Below are 12,976 nucleotides of genomic sequence, written 5' to 3'. Positions count from 1 at the left end.
GTGCCCGCCTTGTTTTTGTCAGAAGGTGGCGAAGTCACTGTAGTGGCGCCACTTTGCAAAGGATTATCGGATATCAGGCATTATCGGTCGTTCACCCAGCCAGAGGTTGGGCGCATCGAACGGCCCGGTCATGTATCGCGTGTAAAGGTACCAAGATGGAACAGAAAAAACGGATCTGGGTGGCGGTTGGCGTCATCGAGAATGAACGGGGCGATATCTTCATCGCCAGACGCTCCTCCGATCGCCATCAGGGGGATCGCTGGGAGTTTCCCGGTGGCAAGGTCGAGTCGGGCGAGGATCTGCTCACCGCACTGGATCGGGAGCTGTGGGAAGAGATCGGCATCCGGGTATTGGATTGTGCCCCCTTTATGGAGCTGCAGCACGACTACCCCGAGAAGCAGGTATTGCTGGATATCTGGAAGGTGACCCGTTTCAGCGGTGAGCCGTTCGGCAAAGAGGGGCAGGAGTGTCTGTGGGTGCCGGTGGCAGAGCTGCATAACTACCACTTCCCCGATGCCAATGGCCCGATTGTAGCGCGGCTACAGGGTCTGCTGGCGTGAGCCGGTAGCAATCAACAAGCATCAAAAAAGGGCCAATCGGCCCTTTTTCATATTGCAGAGGTGAGTGACCGGAGGCTTATAGCCACTGGTCACCCTCTTCCGGCTCCGGCAGCAGATCCGGGTTGATCTCCCCCGGGATCCTCTTCTCTTCATCGGCCCACTCGCCGAGATCGATCAGCTGGCAGCGCTTGCTGCAGAAGGGGCGGAACGGACTCTGCGGGCCCCACTCCACTTCGCTCTGACAGGTCGGACACTTTACCTTGGTGACCATAAGCCCTCCTTAGCAGCAGGCGAGCTGGAATGGCACGTCGCCAATCGGCTGTTCTGCGGTAGGCAGAAAGCGCAGCGCGAAGCGGTTCTTGTGGCCGCTCAGGGTCGGGTAGCAGAACAGATTGCCCGGCAGCTTGATGCGGATCAGCTCGGCGCTCTCGGCGGTGTCCTGGAAGAAACCGTTGCTGGCAACCTGCTCGCTGAAGCTGCCTGATTCACGCCACAGGCGCAGCAGCAGAGTGATGGCATTCATCAGCAGGTTAATATCGCTCAGCCAGCCCTGCATCTGCTGGTGACGGGTGATGGCCGGGGTTCCGAGCCAGTGGTGCAGCTGCGGTACGTCGAAGGCACACAGGCCACCCGGAATGGAGAAGCGCTGGCGGATGGAGCCGAGCAGACGATCCTCTTTCAGGCGGGCACCCGGGCGTGGCGAATTGAGCAGGTTGCGGGAGAGCTGGCTGCTCTCTTGCTGCATCAGTTTGATCTGCTCCAGATCGACATCGGGCAGGCTGGCCCAGTGGCTCAGACGCTGGCCGAGACGCTCCAGATCCTTGATGAGGTCGGCGCGCAGGTCACCACGCTCAAGCAACTCCTGCAGATCGAACAGCCCCTTGAAGAAGGCGATATGTGCCCAGGATTGTTCACTCTCCAGATTGTCGCGGATCTGGGAAAACAGGGACTCCAGACGAAGATAGGTCCGGCTTTTTTCATTGAGGGGGAAATCGTAAATCATGCCTAATCCTGGCCAGCCATAAACCGGCCTAGTGTACTCACACTTGGCGGCCTTGTTGAGAGGCAATTGCCAGATATGTCTCGTGCAGCGCCAAAATCCGCGTTTTAATCGCCATTTCACTGCCATTGTGGTTTTCGATGACATCATCCGCCGCAGCGAGGCGTTCCACCCGACTCGCTTGGGCGGCGATGATGGCCCGGGCCTGCTCGGCCGATACCCCATCACGGCGACAGGTGCGCTCAATCTGGGTGGCTTCATCCACATCGACCACCAACACACGGTTGGCGAGGCCAGTGAGTTTGTTCTCCACCAGCAGCGGCACCACCAGCAGGCAGTAAGGAGAACTGGCCGCGGCACACTGGCGCAGCATTTCGCTGCGAATCAGCGGGTGGAGCAGGGCATTGAGCCACCCCTTGGCCTGCGGGTCGCTGAAGACCCGCTCGCGCAGGGCGCGACGGTCGAGTTGACCGCTCGGATCAATCACATTCGGGCCAAAATGGTCGGCGATGGCGGCAAGGGCCGGGGTACCCGGCTCTACCACTTCGCGGGCGATCACATCGGCATCCACCACCTCGATACCTAGCGCGGCAAACTGATTGGCGATAGTGGTCTTGCCGCTGCCGATACCACCTGTGATAGCAACTACATACATGGGGGCCTCTTGCTCAAAGCAGGGTAGAGAGATACCAGCGGGTGATGGTATCGCCCCATAGCAGCGCAATCCAGCCCGCGACGGCGAGGTAGGGGCCGAAGGGGATGGGCTTGCCCTGATGATGTTTTTGCAAGGCGATCAGGCTGATGCCGATCACGGCGCCGACCAGAGATGAGAGCAGCAGAATTATGGGCAGCGCCTGCCAACCGAGCCAGGCGCCCAGCGCCGCTAGCAGCTTGAAGTCGCCATAGCCCATCCCCTCCTTGCCAGTGAGCAGCTTGAAGGCCCAGTAGAGGCTCCAGAGCACCAGATAGCCCGCCATGGCGCCGATCACGGCATCCGCCAGCGGTACGAAGCCACTTGCCAGGTTGAACAGCAGCCCGCCCCACAGCAGTGGCAGGGTGAGCTGGTCGGGCAGCAACATCTTGTCGAGATCGATGAAGGTGAGGGCGACCAGAACCCAGGTCAGCAACAGGGCGGCCAGTGTGCCCCAGCCCGGTGTTATGACCATGGCTACGGCCACCGAGAGCAGGGCGGTCAGCAGCTCTACCAGCGGATAGCGGGCCGAAATAGGGGCTTGGCACTCACCACAGCGCCCCTTGAGCCAGAGCCAGCTCAACAGCGGGATATTTTCCAGTGCTGTGATGGCATGGCCGCAATGGGGGCATGCCGAGCGCGGCACCATCAGGTTGTAGCGCTCTGGCGCAGTGGCCTCCTCATCAGGGGCGAAGTAGCTGTGATACTCGGCCTGCCACTCCCGCTCCAGCATGATGGGCAAGCGGTGGATCACTACGTTAAGGAAGCTGCCGATCATCAGGGAGAAGAGAAAAACCAGCGAGAAGTAGAGCCAGGGCAAGCTGTGAGCCAGCTCGAGAAGAAGTGTCATAACCAACCGTCAGTTATTGAATTGGGGGGAGGGCATGATTGTGGTGCCATGCCCTGATAAATCAGCCTACCACGTCGCCAAGCTTGAAGATGGGCAGGTACATGGCAATAACCATGCCGCCGACCAGCACCCCGAGCACCACCATGATGAGGGGTTCCAGCAGGCTGGTGAGGCCATCGACCAGATCATCCACCTCCTGTTCGAAGATGGTGGCGACCTTGGAGAGCATATCATCGATGGCACCGGACTCTTCACCGATCATCACCATCTGGATCACCATGTCGGGGAAGAGATCGACGGTGCGCATTGCCACGTTGATCTGCATACCGGCCACCACCTCGTTGCGGATCGCCATGACCGCGGTGCGATAGACATAGTTACCCGAGGCCCCAGCCGCCGAAATCAGCGCATCTACCAGCGGGATACCGGCGGAGAAGGTGGTCGACAGGGTGCGGGCAAAGCGGGCCATCGCCGCCTTGTGCAGGATCATCCCGACCACCGGAATGGTGAGGACGAACTTGTCGGTATTGTCTTTCACCTTCTGGGAGGCCCGCCAGGCCCGCACGTAAAGGAAGATGCCAAGGGCCGTGCCACCAAAGAAGACATACCACCAGTTCTGCATAAAGCGCGAGATGCCGATAACAAACTGGGTGAACACCGGCAACTCGGCACCAAAGCTCTTGAAGATATCCTCGAACTGCGGAATGACGAACAGCAGCAGGATGGAGGTGACCACGATGGCGACCAGAATGACCATGGTGGGGTAGAACATCGCCTTCTTGATCTTCGATTTGAGCGCTTCCGACTTTTCCCGATAGGTGGCGATACGGTCGTAGATGGTCTCCAGCGCACCGGATTGCTCACCGGCTTCCACAAGATCGCAATAGAGATCATCAAAGTAGAGGGGATGGCGGCGCAGCGCCTCCGACATGGGGGTGCCAGTCTCCACATCGGCGGCAATCTGCCCCATCAGCTCGCGCATCGAGGCTTTCTCGTGGCTGCGGGCGATGATCTGCAGGCTCTGCACCAGCGGTACACCGGCGGAGAGCATGGTAGTTATTTGGCGTGAGACGATGGCGATATCCATCGGTTTGATCTTGGCACCGCCCTTGGAGAAGAGCCCCTGGGATTTCTTGGCTACCTTGGTGACGTTGACTCCCTGCTTGCGCAGTTCGGTCTTGACGGTGTTGATGCTATCGGCCTGCAGCTCGCCGGAGACCTTCTGCCCCTTGCGATTAACCCCATGCCAGCGGAAGGCGAAGACTTTCTTGGGGGCATTGTTCTTTTTCGTTAGGGTTGCCATTTTTGCATCCTGCAATGGGGTTGGTTGTCAGAGTCGGACTCCGCACGTCACCAACCTGGTCAAGGTGCCCGACTGGCTTGATGCCTGCGGGGTACTGATAGGGTGGGTGGTACCTTCTTGGCGCCATCCCAGTCACTTTAATGCCTGATTATTCTGTCGCTCGGGTTACCATCCATACCGAGTTTGTGGGCGAATGATGCGTTCTGCCAACCAAACCGGCGGGTCGTTCCGCTACGCGGATCAGTTGGTGGTGACCCGGTTGACCTCGGCCAGACTGGTGACCCCGAGCCGGGCCTTCTCCAGTCCCGAGGTGCGCAGGGTACGCATCCCTTCCTTCTGGGCGATCGCGGCGATTTGCAGGGAGTTGGCCCCTTGCATGATCAATTTGGCGATGTTCTCTGACATCAGCATGATTTCGTAGATGCCGACCCGTCCCTTGTAGCCGCCGGAACACTCCTTGCAACCGACCGGTTTGAACAGTCGCAGCCCGGCTGCCAGCTGCTGCGGCGTAAAGCCCAGTTCCAGCAGTTCGGCTTCCGGCACCACTTCCGGCGCCTTGCAGTGGTCGCACAGTTTACGGGCCAACCGCTGGGCCATGATCAGGGTCACCGAGGAGGCGATGTTGAAGGCGGGCACCCCCATGTTCATCATTCGGGTCAGGGTTTCGGCAGCCGAGTTGGTATGCAGGGTGGAGAGCACCAGGTGGCCGGTTTGTGCTGCCTTGATGGCGATTTCGGCGGTTTCCAGATCGCGAATTTCCCCCACCATCACCACATCCGGGTCTTGCCGCAGGAAGGAGCGCAGGGCGCTGGCGAAGGTTAGCCCCGCCTTGGGGTTGACCTGCACCTGGTTGACGCCGGGCAGGTTGATCTCCACCGGGTCTTCGGCGGTGGAGATGTTTACCTCGGTGGTGTTGAGAATATTGAGGCCGGTATAGAGCGAGACCGTTTTGCCCGAGCCGGTGGGGCCGGTCACCAGGATCATCCCCTGTGGTTTGGAGAGGGCGCGCAGGTACTGCGCCTTCTGCCGGTCATCAAAGCCTAGTTGTTCGATATTGAGGCGTGCCGCCGAGGAGTCGAGCAGACGGATAACGATCTTCTCCCCCCACATGGTGGGCAGGGTGTTGACCCGCATATCCATCGACTTGTTGCGCGACAGCTTCAGCTTGATGCGGCCATCCTGTGGCAGCCGCCGTTCGGCAATATCGAGTCGTGCCATGACCTTGAGGCGGGCGGAGAAGCGGTTGGAGAGGTTAACCGGCGGGGTAGCAATTTCATGCAGAATGCCATCGATGCGAAAGCGAACCCGATACTTGAACTCGTAAGGCTCGAAATGCAGGTCGGAGGCACCGCGCTTGATGGCATCCATCAGGATCTTGTTGATGTACTTGACGATGGGAGCATCGTCATCGGCGGTATTGACGCTTTCGTCCAGCCGACTGTTCTCGTCGGAGACTTCGAGATCCGAAATCTCGGCCTCGTCGATATCCTCCATGCCGAGGGCGTCGTTTTCGCTCTCCAGCAGCTTGCTGATGGCGGCGGTGAGCTTGTTCTCCTCCACCAGCAGCGCCTCGGTATGGAGCCCGAAGCTGAAGCCAAAGTCCTCCAACGCCGAGACATTGGTCGGATCCGACATGGCGATATAGAGGGTGTGGCCCTGGGTGTAGATGGGCAGCACGTGGTGCTTCTCAATCAGCTTCTGATTGAGGTACTTCTGCGGGATCTCGGCCAAATCGAAGGCGGCAAGATCCAGCAGAGGTACCCCATACTCCAGCTCGCAAAAATCGGCGAGAGCCTTGCTGTCGAGGATCTCGTTCTCTATCAGAAATGTCACAAAGGGTTTGCGCTGGGCCTTGGCCTGGCTCAGATAGCGCTGGGAGTCCTCTTCACTAATCAGTGAAGAGGCGGCCAGGCTTAACGCCAGGCCGCTATTAGGGCTAGAGGTCATTTGTTATCAGCAAATGCCGTCAGCAACACAACTACCAACGGCACCACTTGGGTTGGCTTCCCATTTGACTCGCCCATTTTCTTCTGTGCCCTTCAAGATATAATCTTTATTAACAGGATCTTTACCGGTTGCTTTGATTTCATACGTAGCAACACCTTGGTTCCCGCTAGTTGAGATCTCAACCTTATCAACGATAGCGGTTCCAACCGTGCCACTGACAGCAGTTTCGGCGGCGGTTTTACATGCTGATGGAGCACTACCAGATTGACTGCAAATTTCTATAGCGGTTTTAGCTGCACCAGTCGCAGTGATAACCTCTGTAAATTTCGCTTTTTTGGTATAAGTCTGATAAGCCGGCAGTGCTACCGCCGCCAGAATGGCCACGATCGCGACCACGATCATCAGTTCAATAAGGGTAAAACCCGATTGTTTCTTCATTTGAAATATCCTTTTATCCTTGGTTCCTGGGAAGTGTCGGTAGAAAACCATCCGAACGTCAGTATCTTATCCGAGCTGTCAGGGGTGGCAACAGAGATTGCTGCCTTTGTTAACCACTTTCATGTCATTTACCAAAAACTTGATGCGAGTCATAAAATAAGTGGCTTCTTATGACTCTTTGTTACGGGTGAAAGCGGGTCCGTCATTACACTCCTTTGCTGAGGGATCCTGCATAAAGAAAAGGCGCCTATGGCGCCTTTTGCAAGTTGTTTATCCGCTTAGGTCGAGTATTTTCTCAGGCCTGAGGGGGAATCTCACTGCTGGATAAAGCGCATGGAGAGATCGAGCGCCCGCACATGCTTGGTGAGCGCCCCGACCGAGATAAAATCGACGCCAGTGGCCGCAAACTCGGCCAGAGTGTCGAGGGTCACATTGCCGGAGACTTCCAGCTTGGCGCGGCCCTGATTGATGGCGACCGCTTCCCGCATCATGGTCACGTCGAAGTTGTCCAGCATCACGATATCGGCCTTTGCCGCCAGCGCCTGTTCCAGCTCTGCCAGTGATTCCACTTCCACCTCCACCGGTTTACCCGGATTGAGATGACGAGCCTCATTAATCGCCTCGGCAATACCGCCACAGGCGAGGATGTGGTTCTCCTTGATGAGGTAGGCGTCGTAGAGGCCGATGCGGTGATTCTTGCCGCCGCCACAGGTGACCGCGTACTTCTGGGCGGTGCGCAGCCCAGGAATGGTCTTGCGGGTGTCGAGCAGACGGCAGTCGGTGCCCTCCAGCTCTGCCACATAGCGGGCGGTGAGGGTGGCGACGCCGGATAGGGTCTGGACAAAGTTCAGGGCATTGCGCTCGCCGGTCAGCAGCAGGCGGGCTGGGCCGTGGAGGCGGAATAGCTCCTGATTGGGGGAGAGTACTTCCCCATCCTGCACCTTCCACTCCACCTTCACCTCGCCACCGAGCTGGGCCTTCAGTTGCAGGAAGACTTCATCCACCCAGGGTTGGCCGCAGAATACTCCGGCTTCACGGGTGATGACCCGGGCGCTGGCCATCCGATCTGCCGGGATCAGCTGGGCGGTGATATCGGCGCTGGCGTCCGGTTGGTCAAGTGTGGTGAGGGCATCGCCCAGATCTTCGAGTAGTGCGGCGCGCACGGCGCGGCTGACATCCTGTTGAAACATGCCTTATTCCTGCAAGGGTCTGAGCAGCAGTTGCCGCTCTTTTTGAACCAGCTCCAGCCGACCGAGGGCGTTCATGCCAACCAGCACTTCGTCACCGTCTGCCGCCGGATTGATAAAGATGGCCAGATCGTACAAGGTCAATGGCCCCATCGCCAGCGTTTCGATGGTGCCGTTGCCGACCCGGATCTGCCCCGCGGCGGTATTGACCTGGCTGCTGCCATAAGCGGTCAGGCCGAGCCGCTCGGCAACCTGCTGCGGGATGGTGATACGGGTGGCGCCGGTATCGAGCAGCAGTTGCACCGGCTGGCCGTTGATGGCACCCTCCAGACGATAGTGGCCGCTCTGGTCGGCTCGCAGCAACAGCTCGCCGCTGGCGGTGACGCTTGGTTGGTTGCGGGAGTGAAAATAGAGGGTCAGCAGGCCCATCAAAGAGAGCCAGGCCAGTAACCACATCCAGCGTGCCGTGTGCTGCATACCCCATCCATATCGAGCGGAAGATGACTCAGCCTAACATACCATTTCCCATTGATTCAGTGAGTTGGTGCTGGGTTGCCTATCGCGTATCTTCGTTTTTTCGCCATTTATCAGCCAACTCGAGTAGCCGATGACTCAACTCGCTTCGCAACCTTGTTTCTCTATCGATGCCGCTGGCTGGTGCCAGCAGGCGCGCCCGGTGCCTTCTCCCCATCACAACGAACGGGCTGCCCCGGATGATATCTCCCTGCTGGTGGTGCATGGCATCAGCCTGCCGCCGGGGGAGTTTGGTGGCCCCTTTATCGACGATCTCTTTATGGGGCGACTCGACCCCGATGCTCACCCCTATTTTGCCGGTATCCATCAGCTGCGGGTTTCGGCTCATTGCCTGATCCGCCGTGATGGCGAGTTGGTGCAGTATGTGCCGTTCGGCGCGCGCGCTTGGCACGCTGGTGTCTCGAGCTGGCAGGGGAGGGAGGCATGCAATGACTTCTCCATTGGCATCGAGCTGGAAGGGACTGACGAAACCCCCTATACCGAGGCTCAATACCGGGCGCTGGCGGGGCTCACCCGAGCTATCTCGGAGCGCTATCCGGCGATTACCCACGAAAAAATTGTCGGCCATTGCGATATCGCGCCAGGGCGCAAGACGGATCCTGGAGCCAGTTTTCAGTGGGATTACTACCGGCAATTACTAAACAGCTAAAGTAAATATTCAAATTTAGTTTGGATTTTAAAATCAATGGCTTGCCTATCTGGCAGGCCATTTTTGTTTCTGGTTGCGCAAATGTTATTTGTGAGCGAGGTCAAGAATATTGGTCAGACCATTTTCTATGAGCTAAATCATGTTTCCCCTGCTTTACCTCTTAAGTGGTGGGGCTGATTCTTGACTCAGATCATCTTTTGAGTGGACTTTTCAAAAGGCCTCTGCTAATTTTCGCCCCATCCATAAAATTGGTAATACCAATTTAACAAAGTAGCCTCATGCCCTATCGCAAGATTACGCAACCCAAGTTGGCCGACTCCATTGTCGCCGAGCTGGAACAGATGATTCTGGAGGGCAGCCTGCAGCCGGGGCAGAAATTGCCTCCCGAGCGGGAACTCGCCATCCAGTTTCAGGTATCGCGCCCCTCCTTGCGCGAAGCCATCCAGCGACTGGAAGCGCGTGGATTGCTTTATCGCCGTCAGGGCGGCGGCACTTATGTGCAGAATGCCCTGAGCAAGGGGATCGCCGATCCTCTGTTCGAACTGCTCAGTACCCACCCGGAAGCCCAGTATGATCTGCTGGAGTTTCGCCACGCGCTGGAAGGCATCTGTGCCTACTATGCGGCCTTGCGGGGAACCGGGTCTGATTTCGAGCGTATTCGTCAGGTGCAAACCACCATCGAAGAGGCGGGCCAGCTGGGCTCGCTGGTGGCCGAATCGGCAGCCGTGACCCAGTTCTATCTGGCGGTGGCCGAGGCGTCCCACAACGTGGTGCTGCTGCACCTGCTGCGGGCCATGAGCCCGATGCTCGAACAGAACATTCTGCAGAATAACGAGATTTTGAATCGCCGCCCGGGAGTGGTAGCCAAGATACGTCGCCATCGCGCGAATCTGATCGAGGCTATTCTTTCGGGGGCTCCGGAGCGGGCCAGAACAGCTTGTCATGAGCATCTGGCCTTTATCGAGGACACCTTGTTGGATATGCAGAGGGAAGACAGCCGGATCCAGCGATCCATGCGTCGGATCCGTCAGCAGGAAAACTAATCCCACAAGGCTCTATTGTCGAATGCTTGCGCCCTTCGCCGTGCAATGCCGTGCAATCACAACAACATAGGAACCAGCCATGTCTGATATCCTGAAGAACGATGTGGACCCGATAGAAACGCTGGAGTGGCTTGCCTCTCTGGAATCCCTGCTGCGTGAAGAGGGTCCGCAACGCGCTCAGTTCATCCTTGAACAGTTGGCCGAGAAAGCCCGCGTAAGCGGTGTGGACGTGGCTGCCAAGGCAAATCGCGATTACATCAACACCATCCCGTCCAGCGATGAGCCGGACTACCCGGGTGACCTGGAGATGGAACGCCGCATTCGCGCCATCATCCGCTGGAACGCCATGATGATCGTGCTGCGCGCGTCCAAGAAAGACCTGGACCTGGGTGGTCACATGTCTTCCTTCGCTTCTTCTGCGACCATCTATGATGTCTGCTTCAACCACTTCTTCCGTGCTCGCAACGAGAAGGATGGTGGCGATCTGGTTTACTTCCAGGGTCACATCTCCCCGGGCATCTACGCCCGTGCGTTTGCTGAAGGTCGTCTGACCGAAGAGCAGCTGGACAACTTCCGTCAGGAAGTGGACGGCAAGGGTATCCCTTCCTATCCGCACCCGAAACTGATGCCGGACTTCTGGCAGTTCCCGACCGTCTCCATGGGTCTGGGCCCCATCGCCGCCATCTATCAGGCTCGCTTCCTGAAGTACCTGACCGACCGTGGCATCAAGGATTGCTCCGAGCAGACCGTTTACGCCTTCCTGGGTGACGGCGAGATGGACGAGCCGGAAGCCAAGGGTGCCCTGACCGTTGCCGTGCGTGAAAAGCTCGACAACCTGGTATTCGTGGTCAACTGCAACCTGCAGCGTCTGGATGGCCCAGTTGTCGGTAACGGCAAGGTCATCAATGAGCTGGAAGGCCTGTTCGCTGGCGCCGGTTGGGATGTCACCAAGGTTATCTGGGGTCGCAAGTGGGATGAGCTGCTGAAGAAAGACACTTCCGGCAAGCTGATCCAGCTGATGAACGAGACCGTGGACGGTGACTACCAGACCATGAAGTCCCGCGACGGTGGCTACATCCGCGAGCACTTCTTCAACCGTTATCCGGAAACTGCCGCGCTGGTCAAAGACATGACCGACGAGGAGATCTTCGCCCTGAACCGCGGTGGTCACGATCCTCGCAAACTGTTCGCTGCATTCAACAAGGCGACCCAGACCAAGGGCAAGCCGACCGTTATTCTGGCCAAGACCATCAAGGGTTACGGCATGGGTGAAGCGGCTGAAGGCAAGAACATCGCTCACCAGGTCAAGAAGATGGAGCTGGACTCCGTGCGTCACCTGCGTGACCGCTTCAACCTGCCGGTGGCCGACGAGCAGCTGGCCGATCTGCCTTACCTGAAGATCGAAGCCGGTTCTGCCGAGCACAAATACCTGCACGACCGTCGCACTGCCCTGAAAGGCTATGTGCCGACCCGTCTGCGCGAAAGCACCACCAAGCTGGAAATCCCGGCACTGGATGCCTTTGGCCCGCTGCTGGGTGAGCAGGCGCGCGAAATCTCCACCACCATGGCGTTCGTGCGTTCCCTGAACGTGATGCTGAAAGACAAGTCCATCGGCAAGCGCATCGTTCCGATCCTCGCTGACGAAGCCCGTACCTTCGGTATGGAAGGTCTGTTCCGCCAGATCGGTATCTACAGCCCGCACGGTCAGCAGTACACCCCGCAAGACCGTGACATCGTCTCCTACTACAAGGAAGACAAGCAGGGTCAGGTTCTGCAAGACGGTATCAACGAGCTGGGCGCCATGTCCTCCTGGCTGGCTGCTGCGACCTCTTACAGCACCAACGATTGCCCGATGATCCCGTTCTACATCTACTACTCCATGTTCGGCTTCCAGCGGATCGGCGACATGGCGTGGGCAGCCGGTGACCAGCAAGCCCGTGGCTTCCTGCTGGGTGCGACCTCCGGTCGTACTACCCTGAACGGCGAAGGTCTGCAGCACGAAGATGGTCACAGCCACATCCTGGCGAACACCATCCCGAACTGCATCTCCTACGACCCGTCCTACGCCTATGAAGTGGCGGTGATCGTACAGGACGGCCTGCGCCGCATGTACGGTGAGAACCCGGAGAACGTGTTCTACTACATCACCACCCTGAACGAGAACTATGCCATGCCGGCCATGCCGGCAGGCGCCGAGGAAGGCATCCGCAAGGGTATCTACAAGCTGGAATCCGTCGCCGGCGCCAAGGCGAAAGTTCAGCTGCTGGGTTGTGGTTCCATCCTGGGTCACGTGCGCAAGGCTGCCCAGATCCTGGCCAGCGAGTACGGCATCGGTTCCGATGTGTTCAGCGTCACCTCCTTCAACGAGCTGGCCCGTGACGGTCAGGACGCGGATCGCTGGAACATGCTGCACCCGACAGCCGAAGCTCGCGTACCGTACATCGCTCAGGTACTGGGTTCCGAAGCCACCATCGCTGCGACCGACTACATGAAGTCCTTCGCCGATCAGGTTCGCGCCTTCGTTCCGACCGAGAACTACCGCGTGCTGGGTACCGACGGTTACGGCCGTTCCGACAGCCGTGCCAACCTGCGTCGTCACTTCGAAGTGAACGAGTTCTACGTGGTGGTTGCTGCTCTGACCGAACTGGCCAAGCGCGGCGAGGTAGACAAGCAGGTTGTGGCCGACGCCATCGCCAAGTACGGCATCGATGCCGACAAGGTCAACCCGCTGTACGCGTAAGTGGATCAAGGGTCGCGCCGTCATGCGGCGCGAC

General features: G+C 58.4%; 13 protein-coding genes. 4 read left to right on the top strand and 9 right to left on the bottom strand.

Annotated elements, in window-relative coordinates; genetic code table 11:
* Window positions 1-155: 155 nt before the first annotated feature.
* Window positions 156-560: an 8-oxo-dGTP diphosphatase MutT gene (gene mutT, locus AB5Y99_RS18780; protein ID WP_019444787.1), complete on the top strand. Its 405-nt coding sequence runs from the start codon at window positions 156-158 to the stop codon at window positions 558-560.
* A gap of 76 nt (window positions 561-636) precedes the next feature.
* Here mutT and yacG read toward each other — a convergent pair whose 3' ends face one another.
* The 9 genes from yacG to AB5Y99_RS18735 all read right to left on the bottom strand — a co-directional run bounded on the left by yacG (window position 637) and on the right by AB5Y99_RS18735 (window position 8,453).
* Window positions 637-831, bottom strand: coding sequence for a DNA gyrase inhibitor YacG (yacG, locus tag AB5Y99_RS18775; RefSeq protein WP_005336142.1), 195 nt, complete (start codon window positions 829-831; stop codon window positions 637-639).
* Window positions 832-840: 9 nt separating this feature from the next.
* The gene (gene zapD, locus AB5Y99_RS18770; RefSeq protein WP_005336141.1) at window positions 841-1,563 is read right to left on the bottom strand and encodes a cell division protein ZapD; all 723 of its coding nucleotides are present in this window, start codon (window positions 1,561-1,563) and stop codon (window positions 841-843) included.
* A 37-nt stretch (window positions 1,564-1,600) separates the two neighbouring features.
* Window positions 1,601-2,215: a dephospho-CoA kinase gene (gene coaE / locus AB5Y99_RS18765; RefSeq protein WP_236322453.1), complete on the bottom strand. Its 615-nt coding sequence runs from the start codon at window positions 2,213-2,215 to the stop codon at window positions 1,601-1,603.
* Between the two features lie 13 nt (window positions 2,216-2,228).
* A complete protein-coding gene (locus tag AB5Y99_RS18760) occupies window positions 2,229-3,101 on the bottom strand; it encodes an A24 family peptidase (protein WP_368210491.1) in 873 nt (290 codons plus the stop codon).
* A gap of 61 nt (window positions 3,102-3,162) precedes the next feature.
* Entirely contained in the window at window positions 3,163-4,404 is a 1,242-nt protein-coding gene (locus AB5Y99_RS18755; RefSeq protein WP_005336136.1) for a type II secretion system F family protein, read from the bottom strand.
* Window positions 4,405-4,644: 240 nt separating this feature from the next.
* On the bottom strand, window positions 4,645-6,351 hold the full coding sequence (tapB, locus tag AB5Y99_RS18750; protein ID WP_236350129.1) for a PilB family type IVa pilus assembly ATPase TapB: 1,707 nt from the start codon (window positions 6,349-6,351) through the stop codon (window positions 4,645-4,647).
* A 6-nt stretch (window positions 6,352-6,357) separates the two neighbouring features.
* On the bottom strand, window positions 6,358-6,789 hold the full coding sequence (locus tag AB5Y99_RS18745; RefSeq protein WP_100652541.1) for a prepilin-type N-terminal cleavage/methylation domain-containing protein: 432 nt from the start codon (window positions 6,787-6,789) through the stop codon (window positions 6,358-6,360).
* A 314-nt stretch (window positions 6,790-7,103) separates the two neighbouring features.
* On the bottom strand, window positions 7,104-7,979 hold the full coding sequence (gene nadC / locus AB5Y99_RS18740; protein WP_216960555.1) for a carboxylating nicotinate-nucleotide diphosphorylase: 876 nt from the start codon (window positions 7,977-7,979) through the stop codon (window positions 7,104-7,106).
* 3 nt (window positions 7,980-7,982) lie between these two features.
* Window positions 7,983-8,453, bottom strand: coding sequence for a TIGR02281 family clan AA aspartic protease (locus AB5Y99_RS18735; RefSeq protein ID WP_005336129.1), 471 nt, complete (start codon window positions 8,451-8,453; stop codon window positions 7,983-7,985).
* A gap of 130 nt (window positions 8,454-8,583) precedes the next feature.
* Between AB5Y99_RS18735 and ampD the strand changes: the two genes are divergently transcribed.
* The 3 genes from ampD (at window position 8,584) to aceE (ending at window position 12,942) form a co-directional block, all read left to right on the top strand.
* A complete protein-coding gene (gene ampD, locus AB5Y99_RS18730; protein ID WP_368210487.1) occupies window positions 8,584-9,159 on the top strand; it encodes a 1,6-anhydro-N-acetylmuramyl-L-alanine amidase AmpD in 576 nt (191 codons plus the stop codon).
* Between the two features lie 278 nt (window positions 9,160-9,437).
* A complete protein-coding gene (gene pdhR / locus AB5Y99_RS18725; protein ID WP_005336127.1) occupies window positions 9,438-10,202 on the top strand; it encodes a pyruvate dehydrogenase complex transcriptional repressor PdhR in 765 nt (254 codons plus the stop codon).
* 79 nt (window positions 10,203-10,281) lie between these two features.
* Window positions 10,282-12,942, top strand: coding sequence for a pyruvate dehydrogenase (acetyl-transferring), homodimeric type (aceE, locus tag AB5Y99_RS18720; RefSeq protein ID WP_368210485.1), 2,661 nt, complete (start codon window positions 10,282-10,284; stop codon window positions 12,940-12,942).
* Window positions 12,943-12,976 lie beyond the last annotated feature (34 nt).

The organism is Aeromonas sp. R4-2 (genome assembly GCF_040908295.1).
GTDB classification, from domain to species: domain Bacteria; phylum Pseudomonadota; class Gammaproteobacteria; order Enterobacterales; family Aeromonadaceae; genus Aeromonas; species Aeromonas veronii.
The sequence above is the reverse complement of the archived record's forward strand: the minus strand, read 5'-3'. Positions and strand labels throughout refer to the sequence as shown.